This window comes from Streptomyces sp. NPDC046122 (assembly GCF_056429965.1).
Genome location: NZ_JBWKLQ010000025.1, coordinates 13,646 through 30,352, shown reverse-complemented (window position 1 = coordinate 30,352; position 16,707 = coordinate 13,646). Strand labels below are relative to the sequence as shown.

General features: G+C 66.9%; 14 protein-coding genes and 2 pseudogenes. 11 read left to right on the top strand and 5 right to left on the bottom strand.

Translation table 11 applies throughout. The features are described from left to right. The first annotated feature begins 293 nt into the window (after positions 1–293). Positions 294–1,691, top strand: a complete 1,398-nt coding sequence (locus AC07FK_RS33165; protein WP_479108621.1) for a sporulation protein — start codon at positions 294–296, stop codon at positions 1,689–1,691. Between the two features lie 160 nt (positions 1,692–1,851). On the opposite strand, the gene AC07FK_RS33160 is transcribed toward AC07FK_RS33165, so the two are convergent. Beyond that, positions 1,852–2,874, bottom strand: a complete 1,023-nt coding sequence (locus AC07FK_RS33160) for a hypothetical protein (protein WP_479108620.1) — start codon at positions 2,872–2,874, stop codon at positions 1,852–1,854. 197 nt (positions 2,875–3,071) lie between these two features. Between AC07FK_RS33160 and AC07FK_RS33155 the strand changes: the two genes are divergently transcribed. The 5 genes from AC07FK_RS33155 (at position 3,072) to AC07FK_RS33135 (ending at position 8,094) form a co-directional block, all read left to right on the top strand. Next, the gene (locus AC07FK_RS33155; RefSeq protein WP_479108619.1) at positions 3,072–3,335 is read left to right on the top strand and encodes a helix-turn-helix transcriptional regulator; all 264 of its coding nucleotides are present in this window, start codon (positions 3,072–3,074) and stop codon (positions 3,333–3,335) included. 158 nt (positions 3,336–3,493) lie between these two features. Continuing rightward, positions 3,494–4,363 (top strand): DUF6083 domain-containing protein, encoded by an 870-nt coding sequence (locus AC07FK_RS33150; RefSeq protein WP_479108618.1) that lies wholly within the window; start codon positions 3,494–3,496, stop codon positions 4,361–4,363. A 97-nt stretch (positions 4,364–4,460) separates the two neighbouring features. Continuing rightward, positions 4,461–5,930 (top strand): UvrD-helicase domain-containing protein, encoded by a 1,470-nt coding sequence (locus AC07FK_RS33145; RefSeq protein ID WP_479108617.1) that lies wholly within the window; start codon positions 4,461–4,463, stop codon positions 5,928–5,930. Positions 5,931–7,108: 1,178 nt separating this feature from the next. Beyond that, positions 7,109–7,639: an N-acetyltransferase family protein gene (locus tag AC07FK_RS33140; protein ID WP_479108616.1), complete on the top strand. Its 531-nt coding sequence runs from the start codon at positions 7,109–7,111 to the stop codon at positions 7,637–7,639. A gap of 143 nt (positions 7,640–7,782) precedes the next feature. Beyond that, positions 7,783–8,094, top strand: a complete 312-nt coding sequence (locus AC07FK_RS33135; protein ID WP_479108615.1) for a hypothetical protein — start codon at positions 7,783–7,785, stop codon at positions 8,092–8,094. Positions 8,095–8,186: 92 nt separating this feature from the next. Here AC07FK_RS33135 and AC07FK_RS33130 read toward each other — a convergent pair whose 3' ends face one another. Further along, entirely contained in the window at positions 8,187–8,399 is a 213-nt protein-coding gene (locus AC07FK_RS33130; protein ID WP_479108614.1) for a hypothetical protein, read from the bottom strand. A 453-nt stretch (positions 8,400–8,852) separates the two neighbouring features. On the opposite strand from AC07FK_RS33130, the gene AC07FK_RS33125 reads away from it, so the two are divergent. From AC07FK_RS33125 to AC07FK_RS33110, 4 genes and pseudogenes are all read left to right on the top strand, one after another. Further along, complete coding sequence (locus AC07FK_RS33125; protein ID WP_479108634.1) at positions 8,853–9,527, top strand: cytochrome P450; 675 nt, start codon at positions 8,853–8,855, stop codon at positions 9,525–9,527. Beyond that, positions 9,433–10,044 (top strand): annotated as a pseudogene (locus AC07FK_RS33120) (IS5 family transposase); the annotation flags it as partial. The gene AC07FK_RS33125 and the pseudogene AC07FK_RS33120, both read left to right, overlap by 95 nt. A 151-nt stretch (positions 10,045–10,195) precedes the next feature. After that, positions 10,196–11,209 carry a PI-PLC domain-containing protein gene (locus AC07FK_RS33115; protein ID WP_479108613.1) on the top strand — a complete coding sequence of 338 codons (1,014 nt, stop codon included), beginning with the start codon at positions 10,196–10,198 and terminating at the stop codon, positions 11,207–11,209. Positions 11,210–11,931: 722 nt separating this feature from the next. Further along, positions 11,932–12,411 (top strand): annotated as a pseudogene (locus AC07FK_RS33110) (transposase); the annotation flags it as partial. Positions 12,412–12,640: 229 nt separating this feature from the next. Here AC07FK_RS33110 and AC07FK_RS33105 read toward each other — a convergent pair. Continuing rightward, positions 12,641–12,871 (bottom strand): hypothetical protein, encoded by a 231-nt coding sequence (locus AC07FK_RS33105; RefSeq protein WP_479108612.1) that lies wholly within the window; start codon positions 12,869–12,871, stop codon positions 12,641–12,643. Between the two features lie 158 nt (positions 12,872–13,029). On the opposite strand from AC07FK_RS33105, the gene AC07FK_RS33100 reads away from it, so the two are divergent. Beyond that, complete coding sequence (locus AC07FK_RS33100) at positions 13,030–13,866, top strand: trypsin-like serine protease (RefSeq protein ID WP_479108611.1); 837 nt, start codon at positions 13,030–13,032, stop codon at positions 13,864–13,866. Between the two features lie 38 nt (positions 13,867–13,904). On the opposite strand, the gene AC07FK_RS33095 is transcribed toward AC07FK_RS33100, so the two are convergent. Both AC07FK_RS33095 and AC07FK_RS33090 read right to left on the bottom strand, forming a co-directional pair. Then, complete coding sequence (locus tag AC07FK_RS33095) at positions 13,905–15,194, bottom strand: MAC/perforin domain-containing protein (RefSeq protein ID WP_479108610.1); 1,290 nt, start codon at positions 15,192–15,194, stop codon at positions 13,905–13,907. Between the two features lie 15 nt (positions 15,195–15,209). Beyond that, positions 15,210–16,355 carry a hypothetical protein gene (locus AC07FK_RS33090; protein WP_479108609.1) on the bottom strand — a complete coding sequence of 382 codons (1,146 nt, stop codon included), beginning with the start codon at positions 16,353–16,355 and terminating at the stop codon, positions 15,210–15,212. Positions 16,356–16,707 lie beyond the last annotated feature (352 nt).

Here is a 16,707-nt window from a genome sequence, read left to right as displayed (position 1 = left end):
GCCACCGCCAAAAGAAGCTCTCTCCAGTTCCGGCGGTGGCCCGGACCCTCATCACAGCGGCCGCAGATCATCCAGGGGAGGGCTCGCAGGGGGGCTCACAACTCGCGTGCGCGGTTCATCGCGGGCCCGCAGGTAATACCCTCGGTGACCCAACGCACACGGCACCGCGTACGGATGAAAACGCCCGTGGGCTGTCGCGTACCGAGGAAAGCTCTCAGTCGCGTACGGCCTCTGTGCTCCGATCAGTACGACCTCGAGTGCGCAGTGCTCCAGCAACCGGTCAGGGGGACGTCGTGGCATCGACTGTCCGCCGGAGCCGTCCGCCCAACGCGGATCTGGCCCGGCTTATCGAAGGCTGCGGTGCGAGCCACAAGTCCCTGGCCCACCGGGTCAATCAGCTCGCCCAGCAGGCCGGGATCCACACGGAGTACTCGCACACGTCCGTGGCGAACTGGTGCCGGCGCGGGATGACCCCGAAGTGGCCAGCCCCCAAGCTACTCGCCCAGGCGATCAGTGAACGGCTGGGGAGGCCCGTCGGCCTTGCCGAGATCGGTATGGGCGAGGCGCAGACACCGGACGCGAACATGGGGTTGGATTTCCCGCGAGATCCCGCAGACGCCGTCCGCGTCGCCACTTCGTTCTGGAGCTCCGTGAACCGCCGCGACTTCCTCACCACAGGCGCCTCCGGCTTCGCCGTGTCCGCGTTCACCACCCCGGTCACCCGCTGGCTGGTCACCCCCGCCGACGAGACTGCCGACCACGACGGCAGCCACCAGGTCGGCCGCGCAGACCTCGACGAACTTCGCGAGGCCGCCGACGACGCAAGGCGCTGGGACTCCAAATACGGCGGCGGGAACTGGAAAGCCAACTCCGTCACCACCTGCCTCCAGGAGCGGGCCGCACCGCTGCTGCGAGGCTCCTTCGCCGACGACGTCGGCCGCGAACTGTTCTCCGTCACCGCCGAGCTGTCACGGCTGGCCGGATGGACGGCCTTCGACGTCGGTGAACACGACGTCGCCCAACGGCACTTCATCCAGGCGCTCCGCCTCGCCCGCGCGGGCGGGGACGTGCAGCTGGGCTGCTACGTCCTGACCACGATGGCCATGCAGGCCCTCCTGCGCGGCTTCGCAAGCGAGGCCGTCGACATGGCCCAGGGCGCCTTCGAGCGAGCCAAGGGACAGGCAGTGCCCCGGGTGCTCGCGTTCACCAAGCTGATCGAGGCCCGCGCTCACGCCCGGGAGAACGACCCCAGAGCCGCCTCCCGGGCCCTGGCCGCCTCCGAGACCCTGCTCGAGCAAGCGAAGCAGGACAGCGGCGACGAACCCGCGTGGATCGACTTCTATCACCACGCCAGGCTGTCCGCCGATGCCGCCGAGATCTTCCGCGACCTGAAGAACCCCAAGGCGGCCCTGGCCTGGAACCAGCGGGCCGCAGCCATGCCGTCCGGCGCCTTCACCCGCTCCGTCGGCATGCGCCTGGCGATCGTGGGAACCGCTCACCTCCAGGCCCGCGACCTCGACCACGGCCTCGAACTGGGCAACCGGTCCGTCGACATCCTCGCCCGCGTCCAGTCCAGCCGGGCCAAGGACTACGTCCGCGAGTTCAACACCGCCCTCGCCCCCTGGCGGCGCGAGCCGGCCGTGCGTGACTTCGTCCACCGCACCCGCAAAGAACTCGGCATCGCCGCCTGAACACCGCACAGGTCAGCTGCCACCAGGCCAATTAGGCAGGAGCGCCCGTCCGTGCACCGCCGCCGGACGGAAAGCTCCGGCGAACGGCGTCACGCAGCAGCCGGCCCGACAGAGGGCTGGACACCGGCTCCTACTGGGCTCTGATGGGCGGTTGACCTTGTCAGGTCCCAAATTCCCAATGAAGATCCTCTGTCGCTGGGCAGAGTGCCCATGCGGCGACTGCGCCCGTGGTGACGAGCTGGTCGAGGGTGGCGAAGAACGCGTGAAGGCTCAGGCCGCATGCCCGACGGACGCGGTCGGCTTCCGCGACCCCCTGGAGGCTTCGGGGTCCGAGGTAGGCGGCCAGAGCCAGTTTCGTCAGCCGTGCTGTCGCAGGCAGCCGCCGTGCTGCCACGCACGAGGCCGTACGGGCGGCCCAGTCGGCGGCCCGGTGGCGTTCTGGGCGGCCGGGGGCCTGAGCCAGGATGGCGATATCGAGAAGCTGGACGCTGATGCCGGTTCGGTGAAGCTCTGCAGCGCTCTGTGATTCCCTGCGCAGCCAGTGCATGGCTTCGAGTTCCTTCCAGGGCGTGTGTTCGTGCCCGAGGCGCATGCTGCGCAGGAGTCCGACGGGAAGCCACACTCTCCCGACGGTGTTGGCGCGCAGCGCGCACTGAACGGCCAGCAGTCTCGCCTCGGCGCTGGCCGAAGGGGGCAGGGCCGAGGCGAGATAACTGAGCATCTCCTGCACTCGGATCTGCTGCGACGGGCCCAACTGCTGCCTCTTGCGCTGCGCCCTCCTCGAATCAGAGGCCGTACCGGGAGGTTGTTTATGTGTCGCGGTGAGAACGGTGTCGGGGACGACGGCCGCGTGCGGGGTAGCGCTGGCGCAGGCCGCGCAGACGTCGGCCAGGCGCCAGATGCGACCGCCGCGCTCGCGGGTCAGGACGAGCAGTACGGGGCCGGCGCATCCGCGGTGTCGGGGGTGCCAGCGGCAGCCGCGCTCCTGGCACTGGCAGGTGCGCAGATGGGCCGGGAGGACGTCCCTGCGGGCATGCCGGGCCAGATGAGCCAGGGCGGCGGGCCGTGCCGCAGCCACGCGCACGGTCTGTCCGCCCGATGAGCAGATCGGGCAGTAGAGCACCGGGCCGTGCTGCTGGGGGCGTAGTTCCACGGTCCAGGTGCGGGGCACCGGTGGGTGCATGGTGCACAGCCTCATCGTGCGCGCTTTCCTCCTGCCTCCGGCGCGATGCCGGCCCACTCCCGTCTGCCTCGGTGGGGGAGCGGGGGTCTTGGCCGCACCGTAGTGCAGACCTCTGCCCTGTGCGCGGGGTGGTCACTGCGGAAATAGGGCAGAGGTCTGCACTGACAGGGCAGGGTTCTGCACCGTCGGATGGTGGGGTGACGATCTTCCCGCCTGACCCGAGCCTCCCCGCCCTCCGTCTGGAGCTCGGGCGGCTGAGGAGTGAGCGCGGGTGGACCTACGATGAACTGGCCCGCCGCAGTGGCCTGTCCAGACGTACCCTCATCGAGATCGAGCAGGGCCGCACCGTCGGATCCCTGGGCACCTGGCACGCCCTCGCCCACGCGCTGAACGTCTCCGTCGACCACCTCTTCTCAACCCTCTGCGACGGCCACACGCCCCCTGCCGAAGCGGCCGAATAGCTCCCCTCGCCCTCCCGTCGCCGGATCACCCGATCCGGTCGCCGCCGTAGCGCATACGGTCGGCCATTGCGCACCCGTTCCCACGGATTGGGCCGTTCGCGGGACAGGGGCGGCACGGTGGCCGCGTGTGCGGCGCGTCGCCTGTCACCTTCGCGGCCATGTGCTCCACCACCGCCTCACCCGACCACTGCCCACACCCCAGCTCTGCTGCCGCGTGCCGCCCGCGCGCCCTGCGCATCCACCCGGACAGCCCCACCCGGCTCCTGCGCTGCGCCCAGCCGGCCCGGTGCCACGACTGCGGCAACCTCATCCACTGGTACACCCGCACGAATCAACAACGCATCGCCCTGCACCCACACGAACTCGAGGCCGCCGCCGTCCCCGCCTCCTGCCGCTGGCACGTCCACTCCGGCATCGCCCACCCCGCAGCCGACGGCACTCCTTGGTGCCGAGTCGCTCACCACACCCTGTGCCCCAGCGAACAGAGCGCGATGTCTCTCACCCCACAGCTGATCGAGCTGCGCCGGCGCCTCGCGCTCCGCACTCGCCGCTTGATCGACACTGGCGCCATCACCACGTTCCAGCCTCTCCCGCCGGAGGCAGCGAGGGCCGCGGTGTGTCGGCCGGCGCGGCCCATCGTGCGAATCCTGAACCGCGGCTACCTCGCCGCCAGTCCGGTCGACGCGATCCAGTGCGTCGCCCAGACCCGCCGACGCCACCGCTGCCTCCACCCCGTCCTGACCCCGGATGCGCCGGCGGGGGAGTGGGCGCTCCTTCCTGCCGCAGCCGTCAATCGGCATGGCAGTCCGGGGCCGCCCGCGGCTGGCATGGCCGTTTACGACCTCACTCGTCTGTCTTATGCCGAGCAGCTGCGCTGGCGTACGCAGCACTGCCCCGACCACGCGACCGCACCCGACGTCGCGCACGTCGCCCTCGCCGAGTGGGAAGTCTTCGACCCGCGGCTCCACCACCAGCACATCCACAGTCGTCTGCCCGTCACCACCCTCAAGCGCAGCAGGCGGTCATGAGCGCAGCTTCGCAACCGGCCGCCGAAGGCTTCACTGCACAGCCGCCCGGCTGCTCACCCTCGCATTCGTCCCACCTTCTACGAGGAGTACCCGGGTGTTGACCCCCACCGATGAACAGACCGCAGCCGCTGATGCCTTCACGGCCGGCGACCACCTGGCCCTGCAGGCCGGTGCGGGCACCGGCAAGACCAGCACGCTCGTCCTGCTCGCCTCCACCACCCCGCGCCGCGGCCGCTACATCGCCTTCAACAAGCCCATCGCCCTCGACGCGACCAAGCGTTTCCCCCGCACAGTCACCTGCAAGACCGCCCACGCCCTCGCCTACGCGGCGATCGGCCACCGCTACGCCCGCCGCCTGGGCGGCCCCCGCCAGGCCGGCTGGAAGACCGGCATGGCCCTGGGCCTCACCAAAAGCATCCGTATCGGCGAACGCGACGTCTCCCACAAGGCTCTATCCCACGCGGTGCTGCGCACGGTGACGCGCTTCTGCCACTCCGCCGACTCTGTGATCACCCGCTACCACGTCCCCCGTCTGCGAGGCCTGGAGGACAAGGATCGCCACGCCGAACTCAGCAGGGCTGTACTGCCGTTCGCCCGCAAGGCCTGGGCCGACCTCCAGCACCCGGACGAGGGAAGCGTCCGCTTCGACCACGACCACTACCTGAAGATGTGGGCCCTGTCCGAACCGAAGATCGACACCGACTTCCTCCTGCTCGACGAAGCACAGGACACCAACCCCGTCCTCGAACAGGTCTTCACCGCCCAACGCACCCACGCCCAGCTCGTCATGGTCGGCGACTCCGCCCAGGCCATCTACGGATGGCGCGGCGCCCGCGACATCATGACCGGCTTCGACGGCCGAGCCCTGTCTCTGTCGCAGTCCTTCCGCTTCGGCCCCCGCCTCGCCGCCGAAGCCAATCGGTGGCTGTCGATCGCCGATGCCCCCATCCGGCTGGCCGGCACGATCACCATCCCCACCGAACTCCGTCCGGTCGAAAGCCCCGACGCGGTGCTGTGCCGGACCAATGTGGGCGCCATGACCGAAGTCATGAAGCACCTCGCCGCAGGCCAACAGGTGGCATTGACCGGGGGAGGGGACAGCCTGCGGGCCCTGGCCACCGCCGCCCGCGACCTCAAGGAAGGGCGCCGTACCTGGCACCCCGAACTGCTCCTCTTCTCCTCCTGGGGCGAGCTGCAGGACTACGCCGAACACGACCCCGCCGGAGGCGACCTGCGCCCCTTCGTGGACCTCATCGACCGGCACGGACCCGCCGCAGTCCTGGCCGCAGTGGACCAGCTTGCCCCCGAAGCGCAGGCACAGGTCACCATCTCCACCGCTCACCGGGCCAAGGGCCGTGAGTGGTCGAACGTCAGGATCGCCGACGACTTCACCCCTCCCAAGGACACCAGCGAAAAGGACGCGAACGGCGATCCCATTCCCGGTCCCATCGACGACGCTGAAGCCCGCCTGGCCTACGTCGCGGTCACCCGCACCCGCGACTGCCTCGACCTCGGCGGTCTCTCCTGGATCGACCGCCACCCAGACGGCCACCTGCCCACGCCGTAGCCGGCAGCGGGGAGAGGAACAGACGCATGCGCGTGCGGCGTAGCCGCAGACGACTGCGGTGCCTCATGGCGGCCGCCCGAACGGCGGGACGCCTACCCGTTTCCTTGTCGCAGCAGCGCGTTCCGTCGGTGAACTCTGCCTACCAGTCACATTCCTGCACTGGGGGCTGCTGGATCACTGTCACAGGGGCAGGTACCGATCCGTCTGTGGATGTCCAAGGACCTCCAGCAGCTCATCCCTGCGTTGGCGGAGGTGTCGGCGGCGCTGTGCACGGCCACCGGTAACCCTTCAGTACCAGAGCCGACGCACCGCCGGCAGCGGCGCCGCGAAGAGCCGCGCGTCTACGTCTGGGAGTACATGACCGGCACTTCCCAGCACAACGGCGGCATGCGCTTGATCAGCGCCACGTTCCGAATGACGGAACCACCAACACCCAGGCGATGGAGTGGATGACCGCGACCATGCACCACGCACTGCGCTGGGGCGGCAAGCTCCCGACTCCGGCAACGACCGGGGGGGAGGCTTGCCCAGCCCGGCCCGCGTGGACACCGTGCAGGCCGGGCGGGAGAGGCCGTCTTAGCGCGAGCTCGACTTCAACACCGGCGCCATCGACCTGATCGGCGAAGCAGGGGCGCCCAGCGCCACGGTCGCCGTACGCACCCATGCAGGCCACCACGCCAAGATGCGCCTGGAACGCGGCGAGAAAGGGATCCACTGCGTTGGGCCGCCTATATCCCGGACTCCACCCCCGACCAGGAAGAAGACGATCCGGACGTGCGGGTCGCCGCCCTGGTGTGCCGGATGCTGCCCCTGTGCCCCGACCGGCCCTGCACCTGAGACCCTTCTTCCGCAACCCAACCGGTGCCCCAGGTAGACCGCGATGGTCCGGTCGTGGTGGGCCATGTAGCGGATCTGGATCCGCTGCCCACCGCGCTCGTACACCTTCTGGGTGACGTCAGCCAGAAGTTGATGCCGTCCTTCTGCACGGCCCGCTCCGCCCCAGCGGGCATGAGGCGGCGCGCAGATGGTCGGTGCCGTTACACCGGAGCAGCGCCGGGTCTTCCTCCCACGCCGAAAGCGGCGTGCGCCCGCGGACAGCTGGGAGCCCTTGCAGAAAACGGGTGAGGCCCGGCGGGGTGTGGGCTGGTAGAAGCGCCGTGAGGGAAATCATGGTCCCTGTGAGCGATAGCCAGGTATGTGTGCGTCCCGTCGATGATGAGGACCTGGCGGCTGTGGCCGCCATCCACCGCCACTACGTCGAGAACACCCTCACCTGTGTACCGGAAACGGAACGCACCATGGCGCAGTGGAAGGAGTTCGCCGACGACCTGCGCACGCGCCGCCTGCCGTTTCTCGTGGCGCTGGAGAATGAGGTGGTGGGCTACGCATGCGTGTATCCGTGGAAGCCGGGGCCGTCCTACCGGTACGCCGGTGAGGTCTCCGCCTACCTGGCGCCTGGTCACACCGACCGCCGACTGGGGGATGCGCTGATGCGGCCACTGATCGAAGCCAGCCGGAAGGCCGGCCTGCGTCAACTCATCGGAGCCGTGGCGCAGACCACCGCGGCACCGCGTACGGACGCTTACGCTCGCCGGTACGGGTTCGAGGAATGCGGACTGCTGCGGAGCATGGCCCACCGGCACGGCCAGTGGCTGGACTTTCGTCTGTACCAGTGCCAGCTCGCCGATCCGCTGCCCGCGGAGGACTGATACGGAACCGAGCGAGTTTGCCGACCCCTTCCGCGACCTTCCCCAAGATGCGTGACAGAACCGCGTTCCGAGAGCGCCTGTCCGGGTGTCTGTGAGCCAAGGAGCAGGTCCTCGTAGGTGTGGTGGCCGCGGGTGGTACGGCGATGGTGCAGCAGGTGGGCGGCGCGGTCGGGGTGGCCTGCGTCGATCAGTGCGCGGGCGAGGGTGCCCTGGATGATTTCACGCTCGACGCGCACCCCGCGGATACGGCGGGTCTGCTCCAGGTTCTCCAGCAGGTCTGCCGCCCGGCCTGGCCGCCCGGCGGTGATGTGGGCCAGTGCCTGGATGACCGGGGCGAGGACCTCGCGGTGGTCGGCGCGGTCGTCGGCTGTCGCCGTCTGTGCTGCGTGTTCCAGCTACTGCGGCCTCGCCCTGACGAATCTCCAGCGGGGGGAAGTCTGATGAACCGCCTCTGAAGCGCAGCGGTTGCTGCGCTGTCCGCTGTTCCGCCATCCCTCCGAGGCCCTCAGCGCCGAGCTTCACACGGTGCTATGCGACCGCACCTTGGTCAGTTGGCATCGGGGAGCTCAATACCGGGGATATCGGGCAGCTTGATCTCGGGCAGCTTGATCCCGGGAGGAAGAAGGTTCGGGGGCGGGGGGTCGGTGGGGGCAGCTGCGGACGCGGTAGGTGCTGCGGTGGCATGGACCGCGTGGGCGGGAATGGCGAGGATGCCGAGGAGTACGGCGGCTCCCAGCAGGGCGGTGCTGAGACGGCGCATGACGTCTTCCTTTCTTGACGGAGGCCCGGCGTGATGCGCCGGGATGCCTTCATCGTCTGGACTGCGCAGCGGGGCTGCCCGAACTGGTGGGCCATACGGTGACAGAGAGCTCCGATGATGGGCGTGACCTCGATCAGGTCCTCCGGCTCCCTGCCGCATCTTGCCCTGTCCTTTCTGACGAGATCACTCGTTCCCCGATACCGCTGTCCGCTCCCGTCCGCCCTCTGAAGCGGTGCGCCCTACCCAGCGTCCACGGGGACGCTCGCCCTGAAGCGTCATGTTCTCGATGCCATCTGGCTGGTCTGGCCGCTTCACATAGGGGGCGGTTGCCTGCGCATCGCATCGTGGGCATTTCGGGGCTGCGGGGGTGGTGCCTGCGCTGTTCGGGGGTCTTTCCGTGCCACGGTGCAGTTTGAACTGGGAGGTGTTGTGCTGGTGGGTACGGTTTCACCGATGGATCGGCCGCCGGTCGCTGCGGGCCGGCTTCCCTTTGTGGGGCATACGTTTTCGCTGTTGCGTCGGCCGCTGTCGTTCATGGCCTCGCTGCCCCAGTGCGGGCCGGTCGCCAGAATGTATGTAGGGCCGTTGCCGGTGTATGTCGTCAATGACCCGCAGTTGCTTCATCAGGTTCTGGTCACTGATGCCTCGCGGTTCGAGAAGGGCCGCATGTTCATGAAGGCCAGCCGCTTCATCGGAACCAGCGTCGGCACGACCAACGGGGCCGCGCACCAGCGGATGCGGCGCCTGCTACAGCCGGCGTACCACCGCGAGCAGGCCGCCCACATCATCGAAGCTTCCAGCCAGAGCGCTGCCGATCTCGCGGGCACGTGGCGGGAGGGGCAGACGGTGGAGATCCTGCAGGCCATGCAGGATCTGATGATCTCGGTCACGGCGGGGACACTGTTCACCGGGGATCGCGGGCGGACGGTCGTGGACACCTTCCGGTGGGCGCTTCCGGTGCTGCTGCACGGTGCGTTTGCCCAGACCATCACCCCTTCCAGCTGGGCGAAAATCCCCACACCGGCCAATCGTCGTCTACGCCTACTTCGCCCGCTGGCAGGAAGAAGGCGTATTCGATCAGCTCAACAGCCTGCTCCGGCGCCAGGTCCGCAAGCAGGAAGGCCGTGACGAGGAACCAACTGCCTGCGTCATCGACTCCCAGAGCATCAAGACCTCTACCAACGTTCCCGCCACCGGGCAAGGCATCGATGCCGGCAAGAAGATCGTCGGCCGCAAGCGGAGCATCGTCATCGACACCGTCGGACTCCTCCTCGGCGTGCTGGTCACCGCAGCCAGCGTGCAGGACTCGACCGCCGGCCGAACCCTCATCGAACGGATCGCCGCCGAGCATCCCACCGTCCGCAAGACATGGGGCGACGGCGGCTACCGCCAGCACCTCGTCGAGCACGCCGCCGCCCTCGGCATCGACATGCACATCGTCCGCCGTGACCCCACCACCAGGGGCTTTGCAGTCCTGCCCCGCCGCTGGACCGTCGAGCGGACCCTGGGATGGCTCATGAACCACCGACGCCTGGCCCGCGACTACGAAGCCCACCCACACCGGTCCGAAGCCATGATCCACCTTGCGATGATCAACCTCATGACCCGCAGACTCACCGCCGAATCCAACCCAACATGGCGCGGCCCACCCCAGCAATTCGGGATGAAACAACGGGACGCAACGCCCTCTCAGCGGTCTCGGAACCTACCCCGGAAAGATTTCACCCATATGGCGCACTGGACCACCTCTGGGCGCGCCTGCGGCCAATTCCTGTGAGTAAATAGGGGGAGTCCATTTGGCATACGACAGCGCCAACCAGCGCCTGAAATCTGGAGCAGTTATGGCCGACAAGCCGATTTGGTTGATCGCTCACCGAGTTTTGACCAAGGGGGCCGTTGACGCGGCTATCTCCGATGGTGCCAATGCGCTGGAAATCGATTGTACGGCCTGGAACAATAAGGGCGTAGTCAGTCTCAATCCGAAGAGTTGGGGAGCGAGGCGGGGATGGTATGCCGACCATGATGGCAGGAGTTTCCCGACCGGGACGTGGGGAGACAAAATAGAAGACCTCTTCAAGCACATCGCTTACAGAGTAAAGAATGGAGCCAATATCAGCCTCGTGTGGCTGGATGTAAAAAACCCAGATGAATTCGCGCAAGGGGAAAGTAGCATTGCCAAGCTAGCAAAAATGGCGACCGAAATTCTGGTTCAGCCGCTAAAAAGGATGGAGACTGAAGATGGCATCCAGGTGCTCTGGCAGATCGACAAGGCAGAGGGAGGCGCCGCATGGAATCTCTTGATGAATGTCGGCGTCTGTGAAAGTGTGGTGGTGGACGGACAGCACGGGAAGCGTGATGTCGCAAAAACCTTCGAAAAGCTCGCCGGCAGCCGACTGCCGACGCGCAAACGCGTGATGAGTAGAGGCATTACCTATCTGGGCATCCCGAGGATTGACACGACGGTCCTCGAAGGCATACAGAAGGGTGTCAAGGAAAGGGATGAGGACGGAAAGTATCATCGCGTACTCGGGTGGACTGCGGCCTACCCGTCACTTCCGATACCGCCCGACAAAAAGGTGGCGCTCGAAAATTATGCCAGATACATCCTCAATTCCGGCGCGGATGGCATCATCTACGGTCTCGACACGTGGAACTATCAGTCCAATGAAAAGACCAGACAGTGGCTCAAGGTCCTGAAGGAGCACGTAAACGGCACTTCTGGCTGGCGCATGGCGACCACAAAAGACCAATTCGTGCCGGTCGACATAGACGACATCGTCCGGCAGGGACCGAGAATTGTACCGCTATGACGTCCTGATACCAGTCCTCAAGGCTTGCCCTTTGGTCCGAAATCCTAGCCCAGACAGCGGGGAGCAAGATGCCCGCCGGTAGAGGTGGCCCTCCGGCTGTCCGGGGTGTTTTCGCAAGTCGCCCTGTACCGCCGGAGCACGCTGGCAGGCAGCGGGCGACTTGACCAGGCGGACCAGGGCAGAGTGTGACGGCGCTTCGAAGCCGAGTGGTGAACCCGGATAGCCGCCCTGGGATTCATCGCAGAGAAGCACTCACTGGTCAAAAGGTACGCCGCCATCGCGGACTCGGATTTCCCGACTCGCGAAACGAACGCTGGTTGTTGACCCACTACATCGAGGACACCCTCATCTGGGTTCCGGAATTGGAGTGCACGGCCATGGGATGAAACAGGAGCAGGCAGGCCAAGACGCCCGCACGATCAGCCCTCCTGCAACTCAGGCCACATTAGTCTCAGCGGCCCTAATCGACCCGACATCGATATCCATTAAAATCACTGTGATTACGGCTAAAACACCCTCTCAAAGAGTGTTTTGTCCCAGCGAGGTTGTTTGGTGGGGTTTCAGAGGGCGAGTTGGGGAGGGCTGATGGGGCGGAGGTGCTCCATGTGACGGATGGGGCAGGTGCTTTCCTTCGGCAGCCCTTTTCCTTCGGTTCGCTCCTGTCTGATCCCAAGGCGCCCCCGCTTGGCGCTGTTTGCGCCCTGGAGAGACGGGCTGCCCGACGGTCCGCGAACGTACCCGCGGTGGGCCAGGGCATCGACGCCGGCAAGAAAATCGCAGGCCGCAAGCGCCACATCGGGGTGGACACCCTCGGCCTGCTCCTGGCCGTCTGGGTCACCGCGGCGAGTGTTTCCGACAACGTCGGCGGCATGCACCTGATGTCACACATCGCCGCCACCCACCCGCGCGTGACCAAGGCATGGGCCGACACCGGCTACCGCACCAAAGCCATCGACCACGGCGCACGTCTGGGCGTCGACGTCGAGGTCGTACAACGCGACCCAGGCGTCAAAGGGTTCAAAGTCATCCCCCGACGCTGGGTTGTCGAGCGGACCTTTGGCTGGCTCATGCAACACCGTCGACTCGCCCGCGACTACGAGACCCACCCCCACCGCTCAGAAGCCATGATCCGCGTCGCGATGATCGACCTGATAAGCCGCAGACTCACCCGCGAATCCACCCCCAACTGGCGCGACACCTGAACCTCGAACCAAACAACCTCGCTGGGACAAAACGCTCTTTTCGGAGCCAGGTGCCTTCCAGCGCTCGGCGGTCGCCGGTGAGGGCGTAGCGGCGTAGGGCCCAGTGCCGTTTCCACATCGATCCCGAGGGTGTCCGCGTACCGGGCGAGGACGGTCTCGGCGGCTTCCTGGTCGGACGGAACGCGGGGGCGAGTTTGAGTGCTCTGTCTCAGGCGTCCGCCGGCCGGGGCTAGACCGCTGCCCAGGCCGGGTAGCCCGAGTGGACGGTGGTCCGCGCTATCGCGGCCAGGCCGTCGACGAACTCCGCCGGTCTTCGCTCCCCGCCGCCGGCGACACCGCCGAAGACGACGGCCAGGGGCTGGAGCGGGCGCTCGCTGACACCCACCGCACTGACATGAAGGCGGTACGGCGCCTGGTCGACGAGATGGGCCGACTCCGCCTGCGCCGGCCAGTTCGTCACCCGGGTGAAGGCCCACGTGCGGCGGGTCGGTGGCGTTGTGACTCGGATGGCGTGCACTGATCGGCCGACGAGCGGGGAACATGCCGAAGGCACGGCGGGACGTTGGCGGGCAGCGTTTTGCTCGCGCCGGAAGCTGTTGGCGAGGGCAAGGAACCATGATGGCGAAGTGCAAGGTCTGTGTCTGGGCGGGTTGCCGCCGCTGGCTGGCGGCTGCGGCTGCGGCTGCGGCTGCGGGGAGTATTGCATTGGTCGTGCCTACGCCGACGGCGGAGGCGTTCACCGGTGGTTACGCCGAATTGCGGGGTGCAGAGGTGCCCGCGTTCTACGTCTCTCTCCAGGTGAGGACGCCGCAGGGGAAGACCTGGAGGTGCAGCGGGGCGCTGACCACGGCGCGGACAGTGGTCACGGCCGCGCACTGCCTGACGGGCCCCCGGGGCCCGAAGGACGAAAGCCCTCCGAAGCCTGCCGAGGGGGCGGTCTTCACCGTGTTCCGGCCACTGGTCGGTTCCACCACCTCGGCGGTGGCGTACGCGCCGGAGATCATCTCGCCTCCGAACCAGGATAACTACAGCAATGACGCGGATATCGGGCGCCTGTTTCTGCCCCAACCGTTGAGCGGGACCCAGCCCCTGCGTGTGATCCGGTCGCGGGTAAAGGCGGATGTGCTGAACAAGGAGGTCCGCATGTACGGCACTGGGACGACCCCTGCGGGTGCGGCCACGGCGGTTAACCGGCTGTCGGCCACGACGCAGGAGCGGCGGCTGTCACGCCCTCGTGTCTACAGTGCCGTCCACGACACCCCGGAGCGGGCCCGGGCGTGTTCGGGCGACTCCGGCGGGCCGGTGGTGCTGGTCGAGAACGGCGTCGACGTGCTGGCCGGGGTGATCATCTCCGGGCCGGACGAGGGCTGTGTCGCGCGGCCGGCGGAGGGCCGGACCACGGTCGGGATCGTCTCGCGCTGGCGCCGGGAGCTTGAGGCGCGGCCCCAGGACTGACCGGCAGTCCCGGGGCCGCGGGGGATCCCCGGCCCGGTTTACGGGTACAAACTGAGCTGCTCTTGGATGCTGAGGTTGTACTCCTCCATGTTCAGCAGGGGGTGCGGGTGCGTCGTCCGCCAGGCCTCGATGGTCTTGATGGCCTTGTTCATGGCCTGGATGGCGTCCTGGCCTGCGGTGGCGAGGAGCAGGAGGGTCGGGCAGAACTTGGTGTATTCGATGATCGTCCAGTTCTGGGCGTTCTCCAGGGAGATGACCCAGTCCTTGTAGTCGTCGGTGGAGGCCAGAGCGACTCCGCCGAGGGTCTGGATGGTGGTCTCCTGGTACTTGGTGCTGCTGGTCGTGGTGTTCTCGGTGCCCTTGGCCTGCTTGTAGGCGGCACCGCCGCCGATCTTGTTGAACTGGGCCTTGAACGATGCCCCGAACTCGTTCTTCTCCTTCTCCGACTGCTCGAAGGATGTGATCTGGGTGCTCTCGGTGGCGTAGACCAGCCCGCCGATGGCGAAGCGGACGGGGATGTAGAACCCCCAGGTGTCCAGCACCTCGATCAGTGCGTCGTAGTGCTGCACGGTGGGCTTGCGGCCGGGGTTGGCGCTGTCGACGGCTTCGGCGACAGCCTGGACGAAGCCTGCGGTCGGGCGCAGCTTCGTGCGGTCGGTCTCCAGTTCGGCCTTGCGGACGATGAAGCGGCTGATCAGGTGCTCGGTGACCTTCTTGCTGGTCTTGGACTTGCTCTGCTCGCGGTTGAATTCCGCCTGCGCTTCGACGAAGTAGGCGTTGAGGGACACCGATCCGGACTGCACTCCGGAGACGGTGGTCTCGCGGACGGTTTCGGAGAAGGTGAAGCTGGTGGACTTCTCACTCGTGGTCCGCGGCCGGTTCACCGCCGGCAGGTAGCCCTCCTCCGCGGTGTACACGTCCTTGTACGTCGGTACCATGCCGTCTTTTTGGGTGAAGGTCCGGCCGCGGAAGACGTCCAGCAGGTCCAACAGGGCCTTCTGCTTGGTGGGGTTCATCCGCTTGTACCGGTCGACGCCGTCCTTCTTGAACAGGTCATCGACCGGGGGCGCGCCGATCTGCAGGGTGTTGTCCTTGCCCAGCACCTCCGACAGCTTGGTGTCCGCCTCGTCAGCCCTGCTGACGGGTGTCTTGCCGTTCAGGAGGAAGGCGTCGCCCTCCTTCATGAAGCGCTCTTTCTGCAGGACGGCCCGGGCGTCCCTCAACGATTTGTTCGGGTCGAGCCGGTACGCCCCGCTGGCGCCAGAGGTGCTCGTGACGGTCACCAGCTTCTTCGTGGTGCTGTCGGCCAGCTTCTCGATGCTGCTCATGAACGTGCTCCTTGCCTAGTACCGGTCGTCCCAGGTGGTGGTTTCGGGGGCGCTGTAGGAGTCGACGACCTTCTTCGCATCGGCCCAGGAGGCGAAGACGAAGAAGTAGATGGTGATCTGACCCAGTGCCTGGGTCCAGTCGTCGCCCTCCCAACCGGCCGCCGCCCCGAACTTCGTCTTCGAAATGCTGCCTTGGACCGGGCCACCGACCTTGACCGACCTGCCCGGCACCACCTGGAGGTTCGACAACGCGGTGGCTGCGCCTTCCGGCACACCGGACAACAGCACTCGGCTCGTCGGCCCGCTCGACCGGGTGAGGTTCGGCGGCTGCATGTCCCGCTGGATGATTTGCCCGGTTGTGCTGAATTTTGTCAGGCGTCGGGAGGTGAAGGTGACCTTCTGGAACCGCACGCTGCGGCCGCGCTGGACGTTCGCCTGCTCCGCCCCGACGATCTTGATGGTGTTCTCGGCCGCCGAGTAGCGGTCCAATGTGGTGGTGAGGTAGTCGCGCTTTTCGCTGGGGTTGCGGAGCACAGCCATCTCGCCGGTGACGATGTTCGGCTCGACTTTGAACGCGAACCCGGCGGAGGCGAAGCTGCAGATGTCGAACTGCACGACGCTGTTCTCCACGACGACGCAGACGTTGTCGTAGTAGGCGGCCGGGCTGTCGGGGTTGGTCGGCTTGACATTCGTCAGCATGATCGGGTCGAACGCGTTGATCTGCGCGTTCTCCGTCTTGCCGTCGCCCTGGTTCAGGCGCACTCGGACGAACAGGTGCCTGTCCTCGAAGAACCCGTTGCGGACCCCGAGCAGGTCGGGCCGGTCGGCGGCGATGTTGGTGACGAAGAAGTTCTCGTTGCGCAGGACCTCGCTCAGCGGGACGTACTTCTCCAATTTCGGCTCGATCATCCCCCCGCCGCGTTTCGCCAGGTCCTCTTTCGACGCCGTGGTGGTATTGACGAACCGGAACTTCTGCTTCCCGTCGTCCGGTGTCAGAAACCCGGAACTCTCCAGTTCCTTACGGACCTTCGCGAGGGTGGATTCCGGATCGAGCTGGAGCTTTTTCTCGTCGTTGGAACCGGTTCCCTTGTAACAGGTGACGGTCATTGGTTCAGCCATGCGATATACCAATCGGTGTGGAGCGGACCGGATGCGGCGCATCCGCGCAGCCGCCCGTCGGCAGGGGCGGCCCGTCCCTCCGCGCAACGCACACCGGTCACACGGCCGGCGGCCGCCGCCGGGCACGCGCCGGCGCCAGACGCCGCGCCGTGGGGCACGGCGCGCTGAAATCGCAGGGGACGCCATTCGGATACCCGCACCGCCCCCGACCCCACGCACCAAACCGATTAGTTCACCCGCATGCCGTGGTTCTGTACGGGCTCGAATTGCGATCTCTCAGTTGCTGACTCTCACGTCGTTGCCCAGGTGAGGTCTCATTGCGGTGAGAATCCATCACCGCGCACGCGGGGATGTAGCCGCCAGGCCACTACCGAGCTGCCGATCTACTCGCCCA